At 56.8% G+C, this 12,320-nt stretch carries 14 protein-coding genes; 7 read left to right on the top strand and 7 right to left on the bottom strand.

All coding sequences use genetic code 11. The features are described from left to right. Positions 1 to 20 precede the first annotated feature (20 nt). Positions 21 to 1,664 carry a CTP synthase gene (locus CLV88_RS00920; RefSeq protein WP_106606489.1) on the bottom strand — a complete coding sequence of 548 codons (1,644 nt, stop codon included), beginning with the start codon at positions 1,662 to 1,664 and terminating at the stop codon, positions 21 to 23. A gap of 215 nt (positions 1,665 to 1,879) precedes the next feature. Next, positions 1,880 to 2,242, bottom strand: coding sequence for a preprotein translocase subunit SecG (gene secG, locus CLV88_RS00915; RefSeq protein WP_106606488.1), 363 nt, complete (start codon positions 2,240 to 2,242; stop codon positions 1,880 to 1,882). Between the two features lie 221 nt (positions 2,243 to 2,463). Here secG and CLV88_RS00910 point away from each other — a divergent pair, with 221 nt between their 5' ends. The 4 genes from CLV88_RS00910 to CLV88_RS00895 all read left to right on the top strand — a co-directional run bounded on the left by CLV88_RS00910 (position 2,464) and on the right by CLV88_RS00895 (position 4,475). After that, complete coding sequence (locus CLV88_RS00910) at positions 2,464 to 2,778, top strand: hypothetical protein (RefSeq protein WP_106606487.1); 315 nt, start codon at positions 2,464 to 2,466, stop codon at positions 2,776 to 2,778. Between the two features lie 91 nt (positions 2,779 to 2,869). Then, the gene (gene nthA, locus CLV88_RS00905) at positions 2,870 to 3,484 is read left to right on the top strand and encodes a nitrile hydratase subunit alpha (protein WP_106606486.1); all 615 of its coding nucleotides are present in this window, start codon (positions 2,870 to 2,872) and stop codon (positions 3,482 to 3,484) included. Then, complete coding sequence (nthB, locus tag CLV88_RS00900; protein WP_106606485.1) at positions 3,481 to 4,155, top strand: nitrile hydratase subunit beta; 675 nt, start codon at positions 3,481 to 3,483, stop codon at positions 4,153 to 4,155. The genes nthA and nthB overlap by 4 nt, the downstream gene beginning before the upstream one ends. Next, the gene (locus CLV88_RS00895) at positions 4,152 to 4,475 is read left to right on the top strand and encodes a nitrile hydratase accessory protein (RefSeq protein WP_106606484.1); all 324 of its coding nucleotides are present in this window, start codon (positions 4,152 to 4,154) and stop codon (positions 4,473 to 4,475) included. The genes nthB and CLV88_RS00895 overlap by 4 nt, the downstream gene beginning before the upstream one ends. Positions 4,476 to 4,588: 113 nt before the next feature. Here the strand turns inward: CLV88_RS00895 and CLV88_RS00890 are convergent, their stop codons facing one another. Further along, positions 4,589 to 4,984, bottom strand: coding sequence for a DUF6524 family protein (locus CLV88_RS00890; protein ID WP_106606483.1), 396 nt, complete (start codon positions 4,982 to 4,984; stop codon positions 4,589 to 4,591). A gap of 142 nt (positions 4,985 to 5,126) precedes the next feature. On the opposite strand from CLV88_RS00890, the gene CLV88_RS00885 reads away from it, so the two are divergent. Continuing rightward, a complete protein-coding gene (locus CLV88_RS00885; protein WP_106606482.1) occupies positions 5,127 to 6,440 on the top strand; it encodes an adenylosuccinate synthase in 1,314 nt (437 codons plus the stop codon). A 40-nt stretch (positions 6,441 to 6,480) separates the two neighbouring features. After that, on the top strand, positions 6,481 to 6,711 hold the full coding sequence (locus CLV88_RS00880) for a DUF2842 domain-containing protein (RefSeq protein ID WP_106606481.1): 231 nt from the start codon (positions 6,481 to 6,483) through the stop codon (positions 6,709 to 6,711). An 80-nt stretch (positions 6,712 to 6,791) separates the two neighbouring features. Here the strand turns inward: CLV88_RS00880 and CLV88_RS23715 are convergent, their stop codons facing one another. The 3 genes from CLV88_RS23715 to CLV88_RS00860 form a co-directional block, all read right to left on the bottom strand. After that, positions 6,792 to 7,196: a GFA family protein gene (locus CLV88_RS23715; protein ID WP_106606480.1), complete on the bottom strand. Its 405-nt coding sequence runs from the start codon at positions 7,194 to 7,196 to the stop codon at positions 6,792 to 6,794. 43 nt (positions 7,197 to 7,239) lie between these two features. Continuing rightward, positions 7,240 to 7,998, bottom strand: a complete 759-nt coding sequence (locus CLV88_RS00870) for a DUF2189 domain-containing protein (protein ID WP_106606479.1) — start codon at positions 7,996 to 7,998, stop codon at positions 7,240 to 7,242. Between the two features lie 311 nt (positions 7,999 to 8,309). Next, positions 8,310 to 10,631, bottom strand: a complete 2,322-nt coding sequence (locus CLV88_RS00860) for a hypothetical protein (protein ID WP_423827719.1) — start codon at positions 10,629 to 10,631, stop codon at positions 8,310 to 8,312. A gap of 162 nt (positions 10,632 to 10,793) precedes the next feature. Here CLV88_RS00860 and CLV88_RS00855 point away from each other — a divergent pair, with 162 nt between their 5' ends. Then, on the top strand, positions 10,794 to 11,453 hold the full coding sequence (locus tag CLV88_RS00855; RefSeq protein ID WP_243403529.1) for a thiamine diphosphokinase: 660 nt from the start codon (positions 10,794 to 10,796) through the stop codon (positions 11,451 to 11,453). Here the strand turns inward: CLV88_RS00855 and CLV88_RS00850 are convergent. After that, the gene (locus CLV88_RS00850) at positions 11,410 to 12,318 is read right to left on the bottom strand and encodes a DMT family transporter (protein WP_106606477.1); all 909 of its coding nucleotides are present in this window, start codon (positions 12,316 to 12,318) and stop codon (positions 11,410 to 11,412) included. The genes CLV88_RS00855 and CLV88_RS00850 overlap by 44 nt on opposite strands. Between the last annotated feature and the right edge of the window lie 2 nt (positions 12,319 to 12,320).

The following is a 12,320-nucleotide window of genomic DNA, read 5'->3' as shown; positions in this document are numbered from 1 at the left end:
GGGTATTCTTTGCTGGGGCTTCAGACGAGGCGTGAGTTGTCCTTGGCGGCGCGGACGAAATCGCGGAAGAGGGGGTGGGGATCAAATGGTTTTGACTTGAGTTCCGGGTGGAACTGAACGCCGATAAACCAAGGGTGATCTTTCCATTCGACAATCTCGGGAAGGCGACCGTCGGGGGACATGCCGGAAAATTGCAGGCCGCAGGCTTCGAGCTTTTCACGGTAGGTCGTATCAACTTCGTACCGGTGGCGGTGGCGCTCTTCGATGGCGTTTGAGCCATAGACTTGGGCGACCTTGGACCCATCCGCAAGGACAGCATCATAAGCGCCCAGACGCATGGTGCCGCCTTTGTTGTCGTCCTGTTTGCGGGTCACTTTGGCGTTGCCCTGCACCCATTCCTTGAGATGGTAGACCACCGGCTCAAAGCGTTTCTGACCGGCCTCGTGATCAAACTCTTCAGACCCGGCGGTTTTGATGCCAGCAACGTTGCGCGCGGCCTCGATAACGGCCATTTGCATGCCCAGACAGATGCCCAGATACGGAATGCCGCGTTCACGGGCAAACTGCGCCGCCTTGATCTTGCCTTCGGTGCCGCGTTCGCCAAAGCCGCCGGGCACAAGGATGGCGTCATACCCTTCGAGATAGGGCGCTGCGTCTTCCTTGTCGAACACCTCGGCATCGACCCATTTCACCGAGACTTTGACGCGGTTGTGCATTCCGCCATGGGTGAGGGCTTCTTTGATCGACTTATAGGCGTCTTCGAGCTGAGTGTATTTGCCGACAATGGCGATATTGACCTTACCGTCAGTGTTGTAGATTCGGTCGTTTACGTCATTCCAGACCGACAGGTCCGGGCGTGGGGCAGGGGCGATACCAAACGCATCCAGCACAGCCTGATCCAAGCCTTCGCGATGATATGCCAGAGGCGCTTCGTAGATCGATTTGAGATCATAAGCCGCGACAACTGCCTCTTTGCGCACGTTACAGAACAGCGCGATTTTCTGGCGTTCTTTCTCGGGGATTGGCTGTTCAGAGCGGCAGACGAGGATGTCGGGCGCAATCCCGATGGATTGCAGTTCTTTGACCGAGTGCTGCGTCGGTTTGGTTTTCAGCTCGCCCGAGGCGGCCAGCCAAGGCAGCAATGTCAGGTGCATAAAGATGCACTGGCCGCGCGGCTTGTCATGGGAAAACTGGCGGATCGCCTCGAAGAAGGGCAGGCCCTCGATATCACCGACGGTGCCGCCGATTTCGCAGAGCATGAAATCAACTTCGTCATCACCGATATTAATGAAGTCTTTGATTTCATTGGTCACGTGGGGAACCACCTGAATGGTTTTGCCCAGGTAATCGCCGCGCCGTTCCTTTTCCAGAACGTTGGAGTATATGCGACCCGAGCTGACCGAATCGCTCATGCGGGCGGGTACGCCGGTAAAGCGTTCGTAATGGCCCAGATCAAGGTCGGTCTCGGCGCCGTCATCGGTGACAAACACTTCGCCATGCTCAAAAGGCGACATGGTGCCCGGATCGACATTCAGGTAGGGGTCAAGTTTGCGCAGCCGCACGGTGTAACCGCGTGCTTGCAGCAATGCACCCAATGCGGCCGAGGCCAGACCTTTGCCAAGTGAAGAAACAACACCACCAGTGATGAAGATATAGCGTGCCATGTGGCCTGCGCCCCCGTGATAGTCGAACGTATTCGTCGATGTGTACGTCTAAATTTCATGCGCCCGCGGCAGCCGAAACTGCCACAGCATCACGGGACTTAAGTATAACAGGATTCGCATGCCTTTGGCAACCGAACCGCAAGATGCTGTTGCGGACGGAAAAATCGCCTCAAGCTGTTGTGGTTGGCCCCGTAGGGCCAAAGTGGTTCGCCAGATCAGTCCGCGCGCGGCAGCAACGGCGCGTCGTCACCTTCGGAAGGTGGCAACAGGCTGTCACCTGCTGGTGCGAGCGGTGTTGTGGTTTCTTCGACCGGAGCCGAAGTACCGAGACGATCAAAGACCGAGCTGGATGCCGAGTTTTTCGCGGCGATCACCGTCAACGCGATCGACGTACAGATGAACGCGCCCGCAAGAACCCATGTAATTTTGCCCAAAGCTGTCGCGGCCGAGCGGCCCGACACGGCACCGCCGCCGCCGCCCCCAATGCCAAGGCCACCACCTTCGGAGCGTTGCATCAGCACGACCCCGATCAGGGCAAGTGCGAGGAGAAGGTGAATGATGAGGACAACGTTTTCCATTGGGACCTGTCTGAGCGAGCGTTCGGTTGGTTCAGCGCGCTATGTAGGCAAGTTTCGCGCGGGGGGCAAGGCAGTTTCGAGTGCGGCAGGGCTGGTTGGTGAAAAGCGGGGTGATCAAATTCTGATCGCTGAATTGTCAGAAAACTTGGGCGAACGTGTTTTTTCAAGCCGGGCTAAGTTTCCTATTCTCATAATTGTTCTGGTTACAAAGGAGAAAGCACATGGAATCCGGTCAAAAAATGAACTCTCAACGCAGTGTCATTGGGGCGCTTGGGTTTGTTCTGGGAATGACATTTATCGCGTCCGGCCCGGTAGCGGCAAATGAGATTGAGTGGAAATGTGGCTATATTTCCAAGGCCAGCGACAATTATACATATCGCAATGTGCGCGTGCGTGGTTATCCGGACAAGCTGGATTGCCAGCGCGAGTTGGGCGGTCACATTCGCAATCTGGTTTTAACTGTCGGCTTTGTTGGAGAAACGTCCGATGCCGAGGTCCGCACCACGGTTGCCGAGATCGCCAATGGGCAAAAGTAGCGCGCGTTAGGTGGACCTACGACCAAGGTCGGCGCAGTTGATTTGAAAACGGCGCTGGACAATGGCGCCCGGACTTTGTCAGAGTTTGCACATGCCACATGATCACGATCACCCGCACTCCCTTTTGCCACCTGACCCTGCTTTGCGGGTCAAGGCGCTGGAAACCATTCTGACTGAAAAGGGTTTGGTAGATCCGGCCACGCTGGACGAAATCATCGACACCTACCAGAATCGCATTGGACCCAAGAATGGCGCGGGCGTAGTGGCCCGGATGTGGCATGATCCGGCTTTCCGTGACGCGATGTTGTCTGATCCGATGCCTATGCTCAGGGAACTGGATCTTTATGGCCGGCAAGGCGAGCACATGGTGTTTGTCGAAAACACGGACGCGGTTCATAACGTGGTCGTGTGCACCTTATGCAGCTGTTATCCATGGCCGCTGTTGGGGATTCCGCCGGGGTGGTACAAGTCCGATGCCTACCGCGCGCGGATAGTACGAGAACCTCGCGCGGTGCTGGCTGAATTCGGTGTAGACATTCCCAAAGGCAAAAAAGTTCGCGTCTGGGATTCTACGGCAGAAATGCGCTATCTGGTGGTGCCCCAGCGCCCGGAGGGCACTGATGGGTGGGGCCAAGACGCGCTGGCCGAACTTGTCACACGGGATTCGATGATTGGCACCGGTCTGGCCATGGTGCCAACCCCATGAGCCGTGTGCACGATATGGGTGGTCGCTACGGAGATGGCCCTGTAAATCCCGAAGATGGCGCAATCTATGCCGAGGACTGGCACGCGCGCGCGTTGGCATTGACGCTGGCGGCGGGCGCGTTGGGCCAATGGAACATAGATACGTCGCGCCATGCACGCGAAACGCTGCCGCCCAAGGATTACAGCCGGTTCACATATTACGAAAAATGGATGGCAGCACTGGCCAATCTTCTGGTCGAACGTGACATGATCACGCTGGATGAGCTGCAAAACGGACATGCGCGCGGACAAGCGCCATCTGATCTTGTGGATCGCGCATTGCGCGCCGAAGTTGTGGCGGGTGTATTGGCCTCGGGCAGCGCTTATGACCGGCTTGCAACTCCTCCTGATTTTGCGATCGGGGATAGGGTTCGCACCCGTAAGCGTGCGCACAATGCAACTGTTCCAGGCGGGCATACACGCCTGCCATCTTATGCCGCGGGGGCCGTAGGTGAGGTTGTCCTGCGCCACGGAGCGTTTGTCCTGCCCGATACCAATGCCCATGGGCAAGGCGAAGCGCCTGAGCCGCTTTATGCGGTGTCATTTTCTGCATGTGACCTTTGGGGCGACGAAGGATCCGCAACAGATGAGGTCATTCTCGACCTGTGGCAAAGCTATCTGGAACCCGCATGACCGCGCCTGATGAACCGGCTTTTGAGGCACCATGGCACGCGCAGGTCTTTGCGCTGACGGTACATCTGAACGAGACGGGGCATTTTGCTTGGCCGGACTGGGCCAAAGCCTTTGGCGCGACCCTCAAACGCCATGGGTTGACACGCGAGCTCAATGGCGGTGACGATTATTTCATCGCATGGCTGGAAACCCTTGAAACATTGCTGGACGGGCAGGGGCTGGCCGATGCACAGGCCGTCGAAACCACCCGCGCCGCATGGGAGCGCGCCTTTCTCAGCACTGCCCACGGTGCCCCGGTCACGCTTGTTCAAGACGCCTGACCCAAATGCACTTGATCTTCATCTTGCCAGAAATACTTCGGGGGTGAATTTTGCCCAACGGGCAAAAGAGGGGGCTGGCCCCCTCACTGGAATTAGGTCAAAGGCACCAAATTTCAGTTGTCCACGTCATCCATATCATATTGTCCGGACAACAGGCGCCTTACAATCGACCAGCCCAAACCAATGCCCAACACAATAGACAGGGCAAGAATACCAATCCACGTGTTCAGATCCTGGTTATCCAGCCGCAGCAATCCCCAATCATACAAAACCCAAACCAATGCCGCGACCACCGACAGCACAAGGAACATGCCAAACCCGCCAATCGAGCGGATCGTGGCGCGCAGATAGATAATATACCCAATCGCCAAGAGCAGCCCCAACAGTACAGTCAGGGGCATCTCCTCGATATAATTGTCCATGCTCCAGCGGACATAGTTCCACTCGGTCGGGTTGAATGTCAGTGCCAGCAACAAGAAGGCAAAGATCCAACGCAGCAACAGCCCCATCAGCGATCCCTTTTACGGTCTTTTTTTATAGGTATTGCGAAAAAACGCGCCCTCTGTCCAGTGCTGCGGCGAATTTGCGGTTTCGTGTTGCACACAACATGGCTAAAAGGGCGCGGGTTTGACCGCATGAAAAGGAACTCTCATGGCAAACGTCGTCGTCGTAGGCGCCCAGTGGGGCGATGAAGGCAAAGGCAAGATCGTGGACTGGCTGAGCGAACGCGCCGACGTGATCGCGCGCTTTCAGGGCGGTCATAATGCAGGCCACACGTTGGTCATCGACGGCAAGGTTTACAAGCTTCACGCGCTGCCCAGCGGCGTTGTGCGTGGCGGTAAGCTGTCGGTTATTGGCAATGGCGTTGTGCTGGACCCGTGGCACCTGTTGAACGAGATCGAGACCGTGCGCGCCCAGGGTGTCGAAATCTCGCCCGAGACATTGATGATCGCCGAAAACACGCCACTGATTCTGCCGATTCATGGCGAACTTGACCGCGCCCGCGAAGAAGCGGCCAGTAAAGGCACCAAGATCGGCACCACTGGTCGCGGCATTGGCCCGGCATATGAGGATAAAGTCGGGCGGCGCGCGGTGCGTGTCGCGGACCTCGCTGACGAGGCGACGTTGATTGCACGCGTTGATCGCGCCTTGCAGCACCACGACCCGTTGCGCCGTGGATTGGGTATCGAGCCTGTGGATCGCGACGCGTTGATCGAGAAACTCAAAGAGATTGCCGTCAAAATCCTGCCCTATGCCGCGCCAGTTTGGAAAGTTCTGAATGAAAAGCGCAAAGCCGGTAAACGCATCCTGTTCGAAGGGGCGCAAGGAGCACTGTTGGATATTGATTTTGGCACATACCCTTATGTGACATCATCCAACGTAATCGCAGGTCAGGCCGCGACTGGAGTTGGTATCGGGCCGGGTTCGATCGATTATGTGCTGGGCATTGTCAAAGCTTATACCACCCGTGTGGGCGAGGGGCCGTTCCCGACCGAGCTATTGCAAGACGACGGCACGCCGGACGAAGATGGCGCGCGTCTGGGTACGCGCGGGCACGAGTTTGGCACCACCACAGGGCGTCAGCGCCGTTGCGGTTGGTTTGACGCGGCTTTGGTGCGCCAAACCTGTGCCACGTCTGGCATTAAGGGCATCTGTCTGACCAAGCTCGACGTTCTGGATGGGTTTGAGACGCTGAAAATCTGTGTCGCCTATGAGTTGGACGGAGAGCGGTTGGATTACCTGCCGACTGCCGCTGATCAACAGGCGCGGTGCAAGCCCATCTATGAAGAGCACCCCGGCTGGTCAGATTCGACCGAAGGCGCGCGCAGCTGGGCGGAATTGCCTGCCAATGCGATCAAGTATGTGCGCAGGGTCGAAGAGCTGATTGAGTGCCCGGTGGCCTTGCTGTCCACCTCGCCCGAGCGGGAAGACACAATCCTTGTAACCGATCCGTTTGCCGATTGATCCCGTATTCTATTCGGAAACCGCAGGAAGAGAGGCAACGATGGCTCTGAGCTATAAGACACGCAAACGGCTTTCGTTGCTGATCCTGCTGATCGGCCTGCCGCTCTATGTGATTGTTGCGATCAATATCGTGGCCCTGTTCGAGCGCCCCTCGATACTGGTGGAGCTGGGGGTTTATGTTGGTCTGGGCATCATCTGGATCATCCCGTTTAAATCCGTGTTCAAAGGGATCGGTCAGGCCGATCCCGACGCGGACCCGAACGATCAGTAAGCCTTGCCACGACCGGGGATCACCGATTCACAGTTTGCAATGGGCTTTGTGAATGTCAGGCAGTGCCAATAGGTCTGCATTCAGGCAGGGTGGACCGCGCTTTGGTCAATCACGGACCTGTCCCACGGCTGAGCAGCGTCAACATAAATCGATTTGGCTGGGAGGTAGGTCTCTGGATGGTCCATAGAAGCCGCGTGAACGTAAATTCGGTCGCTCATGCGCGCGCTTCGGCGCGTTAGGGGTGATCCACAATTTGGGCAAAAACCACTATAAGTGGGCTGGCCAGATCCACCAACCATCTCGTATTCAGAGCAGTTATCTCCGATAACAAAGCTATTCAAGTCAAGCGGCACCATCTCGGAATGTCCAGTTCCGGTAAGCTGCTGGCAGTCTCGGCAGTGACATCGAAACATCGGAGCGTCGATTTTTTCGCCTTTGTATCTCACCAGACCGCATTTACAGCCCCCTCGAACCAAGAGTGTCATTTGACATTTCCTTTCCTTCGAGCTGAGGTCACTGACGTTGTGACTATTTCTCTGATACCGGCACAGCCCTTTGATACAGATGCCACGTGGTGTGACCAAGAATTGGCAGGGCAAAGACCAGTCCGATGAACGCCGGGACCATTGAGAGTATCATGGTGACCGAAATGATGGCCGCCCAGCCGAGCATGACCACGGGGCTTTCGCGCACGACGGCAATGGAAGTGAGCATTGCGGACACGAAATTGGTCTCTCGATCGAGCAACATCGGCATGGCAACCACCGTCAAGGAGAACAGGACCGCCGACAGAATTGCACCGGCCACTGTCCCGACCGCCAAAAAGGTCCACCCCTCCGGTGTGGAAAAGACGATGCTCAGGAACCCGTCAAAACCCGAGAACGGAACATCTTGCAGGATAATCGCCAGCCAAAGGCGCACTTGGTACATCCATACCCAGAATACGAACAGCGTGACAAAGGCCATCCAGCCCATTTCTCGTTTGCGTTGATCGGCCATGACTGTGAGAATGTCTGACCAGCTGAACGCCTCGCCCTTTTGCAATCGACGCGACATTTCATAAAGCCCCGCAGCGGCGAAGGGCGCGACCAGGGGAAAGCCGACAATGGCAGGGATGATCATCCAGATCTTGCCAAGCCAGACCAAGCTCCAGACAAACAAGAGGCCGAAGATGGCGTAAAACAGGCCAAAAAAGCCACTCATGACCGGGCGGGCCAGAAAATCTGAAAACCCGGCTTTCAGGGCCGCCGCGATATCCTCTGCATCAATTTTGTTAACTTCGTGCATGGCACTCGCCTGAGGTGACTGGAGTTTCAGCGGTTTGGTTCATCTGGCATCGGATGCAAAAACATCCCCCTCAATTCATCGCACGGCGGATAACTCATTGCGAACGACTTTTGCGAGGACGAAGCAATCAATTCGCAAATGCAACTGTGCATCAGGCGCGGAATGAGAACAAGAGGGTGGGGCTTGTCGTCAGTTGGTCCACGACCCGTTGGTAATCTGTCGGAAAGCAAAAAGCCCCCGACGGACGTGTCGGGAGCTTTTGAATATTTGGCACAGATGCGGTTGGCCGAACCACCGCGAATTTGCAGATCTTAGCCCGCTGCGCGGTCGTCTGGCTTGAAGTTGATGTTTGGGGATGCGGTAAAGCGCCCACCAGCGATCTTTTCGATTTTCTGCTCGCGCAGGAGTTGCCCAAAGCTGCGCAGGCCAATTTCGCGAGAAAACTCTTCTTCATTGGCGTCGCGTGCCATGCGCATTAACATCGGGCGCGAGAAACGGTCATGACCTTCGACAAAGGTCAGATACGCCGCCGCCGCTTCGAGAACTTCGGGTAGACGGGTTGCACCAACACTGTGGGCGTAGTCATGGAAACCACCCATGATGGCAGACGGGTTGCCGACCGGGGCAGCAGCACGCGCGATTTCCTCGCGGTCCTTCCGGTCGGCAGACACGCGGCGCGGGCGAACAGGAACGCGCGGCGTGTCTTTCGTGGCTTCCTGCGGGGCAGGGGCATTGGATTCTTGCTCAGTAGCATCAATACGTTGCTCAGCCACAAGCTTGAGCGGCGCGGGCTTTGGGCGCGCATTTTTGGCCGGCTCTGGTGTGTCGCCACCCGGAACCGCGCGAACAACACTCGCCAGATCATCGCGATAGGCTTCGGTCGCGTCGCGTTTGCCGCTGGTCTTGCCAGAGGCCTGCTCGGCCTTGGTTGCTTTGACAGCGGCGCGTAGATGGGCGATAGCGCGGCGACGGCGGTTGCCTTCGGGCTCGTCCATTTCGCTCTGCGCTTTGGCCATCAGGCGCGACAGGTCATCTGTTTTGTCCAGAGCCGCCGGCTCTCGGGCGGGGGTGCTGACCGCGTCGGTCAAAAGGAACGCCGCATCATCCTGCTCGGTGTTCGGCGCCTTGACGGCTGGTTCTTCCTCTGGCGTTTCTTCGGTTGTTTCAGCAACCTCGGTTGGCGCGTCCTCTTCAAAGAGATTTTCAGGCGCGTCGGTCTCAGGCTCTTCAAAAATGTCTGCTTCCGACACGGCTTGCATGTCTGCGGCATCCGAGCGGTTGAGCTCGGCCTCAACCTCGGCCAGCTCGGCCAGCAATTCGGCCTCGTCCTGAGCGGTCAGGCTTGATCCGCGCGCCGCTTCGAGTGCGTCGTCTTCGTTGTCGGTGTCTTCTTCTGCTTCCAAAAGGCCAGAGGCAACCGCCTGTTCAAAGTCGGCCTTTTTCATCCGCACAACACGAGCGCGCAGCGGCTGAGACATGTCGGCAACTTGTGGCGCTGCGCCCTTTTTGTCATCGACCAGGCTGGTATCCGGCTCATCGGTGTCCCGAGCTTCGGGAGCTTCGTCTTGCTTGGTATCGGCCTGAAGGGCGGCTTCGATACGCTCAACGGTTTCGTTGAGCGGCGAGGCTGTTTTGTCCATCGCCTCGGCGTGCTCGTCTTCAGAAAAATCATCCTCGGGATCGGTTTCAACACGCGAGACAACCGCACGGATGCGTTCGAGCTTGGCCGCGATCGAGTTTTCCTCGTATTCGGGGTCGATTGCGTCGTCTTCGTCTTCCCACTCAGCCAAGTCAGCATCCGAGTCGATGTCTTCGTAGATGTCGTCAAAGAAGCTGTCTTTGGCCTCGGCAATCTCGGTCTCTTCTTCCAACATGGACTGAACGTCTTCATCGGCTTCGATGATCACATCTTCAATCAATTCGGCGTCTAGCACCTGTTGGGCGGGGGCCTCTTTCTCGATGACATCTTCTACGAGTTCTTTAACCGTTTCAGCAGTTTCTTCCGCTTCGTCGAGGGCCTCTTCGGCAACCGCTTCCTCGGCTTGATCTGCTTCGCCCATTGCGGGGGCGTCATCCAGAACTGTGTCTACAACCTCGTTTATCGTGTTATCGGCATCGTCAAACTCTGATACGTCCTCGATGGCTTCCACAGTTTCTTCAACAGATTCCTCGGATGTCTCTTCCAGCTCGATTTCCGGGGCGTACTCTTCCAATGCGGGTTCGACCACGTTCAGAGCAGCGGTGTCGATTTCAGCAGCGGGAGCAGCGATTTCTTCTTGTACGTTTTCAGCTTCGACGACTGCAACCGGTTCAGCATCCTCTACCGGAGCAGCTTGAGCGGGCTGTTCGACGGGGGCGGGCTCAGCGGCGGGTGCAGGTGCGCCAGCACTGAGCACAATTGCGCCGTGATCCACACGGGCTTGAACGCGGCGTTCGATTTCGCGTTCGGCGATACGAGCGAGCATCTCAGCATCAGGTGTTGGGGGTTCAGCTCCGAAATAGCGGTCATCCGCTGCCAGATCGCGAAAATACTCCGCGATAGCTTTCATTGTGTCGAATGACTCCTCAAACCCTTCAAGGGTACAGGAGAACGTCCCGTATGAAACCGTAAGAACTTTGTTATTCGTAACCATTGAAGTCGGGTCCTTTGCACTGCTCGACATTCTGTTTACCACGACAGGAGCGTCGAAACGTGACCGATTCTGTGAAAGGTAGCGTATCATTTTGAGGCCAATTTGTGGCGTGTTGATCTGCTGGGGGGTAAATACACTGAAATGGAGCAGATTGTTCGCAGCTTGGAACCAATAACCCTGGTTGGTGCCGGGGAATGTGCAGAAATTGATATCAAACAGTGTCTTGACATGGCGCCAAGGGTGTTTGCGGCGGACGGCGGTGCGCGTCATTGCCGGGCGGCGGGGATCATGCCCGAGCTGGTTATCGGGGATCTGGATTCGATTCTTGAGGGGGAAACGCTCGATATTCCGCCGACGCATTTGCATCACGTGGCCGAGCAGGACAGCACAGATTTTGAAAAAGCGCTAAGGGTTCTGACGGCCCCGTTAATTCTTGGGGTTGGTTTTACCGGTGCAAGGATGGACCATCAATTGGCCTGCTACAATGCGCTGGTGCGGTACCCTGAGCGGCGCTGTGTCCTGCTGAGCGATAGCGATATCGCCTTTCTGGCCCCGCCCTCACTTGAGCTGCCGCTTGTTGCGGGAACGCGCGTGTCGCTGTTTCCGATGGGATTGGTCGAGGGGGTTTCGGACGGCCTGCGCTGGCCGATTGCTGGCCTGACCTTTACACCTGACGGTCGCATTGGCACGTCAAACGAGGCGACAGGGGCGGTCATGTTAAGCGTGACCGCGCCCAAGATGCTGGTCATCCTGCCACGCGAATGCTTTGCAATTGTGGTTACGGCACTTGCGGCGCCATCCGGCTCATGGCCCGCTCTCTGAGCACGATATAGAGGCCAGCTGCAATCGTGACGCCAATACCAATGGCTGCCAATCCGTTAGGCAAATCGGAAAAGATAACCCAGCCAATCAAGGTGGCAATTGGAATTTCAAGATACTGCATGGGGGCCAGCGTGGCCGAGGGCGCGTAACGCAGCGACCATGTCATCATCAGATGCGCGACAGTGCCCATCAGCCCGATAACCAACAAAAGCCAAGCATATTTGGCCTCTGGGACAACCAGCTGCATTTCGGGCAGGTCGAACACGGCGCCAAGCGCCAGCGTCGGAAGAATCACGACTGAGGCCATAACGCCACTGACGGCCTGAAGCGCGATTGGGTCGGTCTGTTTGGCGATTTGTCGGGTCACGAGCATGAACAGTGCAAACACAACCGCCACCACCAACGGCAAGAGAGCGGGGGGGCCGACCTCTGCAAAGCTAGGCTGGATCACCATCAGCGTGCCAATGAAGCCAACGATACAAGCGAGAAAGCGGCGCATGCCGACCTCTTCTCCCAGAACGTATTTACCAAGCAGCAGCATCAGGAACGGCATGACAAAGGCAATAGCCACCGCATCCGCAAGCGGCAGATAGCGCAGAGCCAGAAACATCGCCCCAATACCGATGATGTGCAGCACGGTGCGTAACGCCACAAGGGTAAGAATCGGCGGGGTCATGCGCCAATTACGCCCGGTGAAGGCAATAATCGGGATCAAAACCAGCGCCTGTACGGAAAACCGTACGAATAATGTCATGCCAATTGGTACAGCGTTGGAAAGAATTTTTGCCACTGCATCCCCCATGGGGGCGATGATGCAGAAGCAAAGCATTAGGGTGATGCCGAGAAAGGGACGATCCTGATCCATTG

It is taken from the genome of Shimia abyssi (assembly GCF_003014475.1).
In the GTDB taxonomy this organism is placed as follows: Bacteria; Pseudomonadota; Alphaproteobacteria; order Rhodobacterales; family Rhodobacteraceae; genus Shimia; species Shimia abyssi.
Note: the sequence above shows the minus strand (reverse complement) of the source record. Positions and strands in the feature narration are given on the sequence as shown.

Bases quoted from the DNA above. Each gene is read 5' to 3' on its own strand.
- nthA (WP_106606486.1), top strand. From the start codon at position 2,870: ATGCCACATGATCACGATCACCCGCACTCCCTTTTGCCACCTGACCCT.
- secG (WP_106606488.1), bottom strand. From the start codon at position 2,242: ATGGAAAACGTTGTCCTCATCATTCACCTTCTCCTCGCACTTGCCCTG.
- CLV88_RS23715 (WP_106606480.1), bottom strand. From the start codon at position 7,196: ATGACACTCTTGGTTCGAGGGGGCTGTAAATGCGGTCTGGTGAGATAC.
- CLV88_RS00870 (WP_106606479.1), bottom strand. From the start codon at position 7,998: ATGCACGAAGTTAACAAAATTGATGCAGAGGATATCGCGGCGGCCCTG.
- CLV88_RS00850 (WP_106606477.1), bottom strand. From the start codon at position 12,318: ATGGATCAGGATCGTCCCTTTCTCGGCATCACCCTAATGCTTTGCTTC.
- CLV88_RS00880 (WP_106606481.1), top strand. From the start codon at position 6,481: ATGGCTCTGAGCTATAAGACACGCAAACGGCTTTCGTTGCTGATCCTG.
- CLV88_RS00895 (WP_106606484.1), top strand. From the start codon at position 4,152: ATGACCGCGCCTGATGAACCGGCTTTTGAGGCACCATGGCACGCGCAG.
- CLV88_RS00910 (WP_106606487.1), top strand. From the start codon at position 2,464: ATGGAATCCGGTCAAAAAATGAACTCTCAACGCAGTGTCATTGGGGCG.
- CLV88_RS00920 (WP_106606489.1), bottom strand. From the start codon at position 1,664: ATGGCACGCTATATCTTCATCACTGGTGGTGTTGTTTCTTCACTTGGC.
- CLV88_RS00890 (WP_106606483.1), bottom strand. From the start codon at position 4,984: ATGGGGCTGTTGCTGCGTTGGATCTTTGCCTTCTTGTTGCTGGCACTG.
- nthB (WP_106606485.1), top strand. From the start codon at position 3,481: ATGAGCCGTGTGCACGATATGGGTGGTCGCTACGGAGATGGCCCTGTA.
- CLV88_RS00885 (WP_106606482.1), top strand. From the start codon at position 5,127: ATGGCAAACGTCGTCGTCGTAGGCGCCCAGTGGGGCGATGAAGGCAAA.
- CLV88_RS00860 (WP_423827719.1), bottom strand. From the start codon at position 10,631: ATGGTTACGAATAACAAAGTTCTTACGGTTTCATACGGGACGTTCTCC.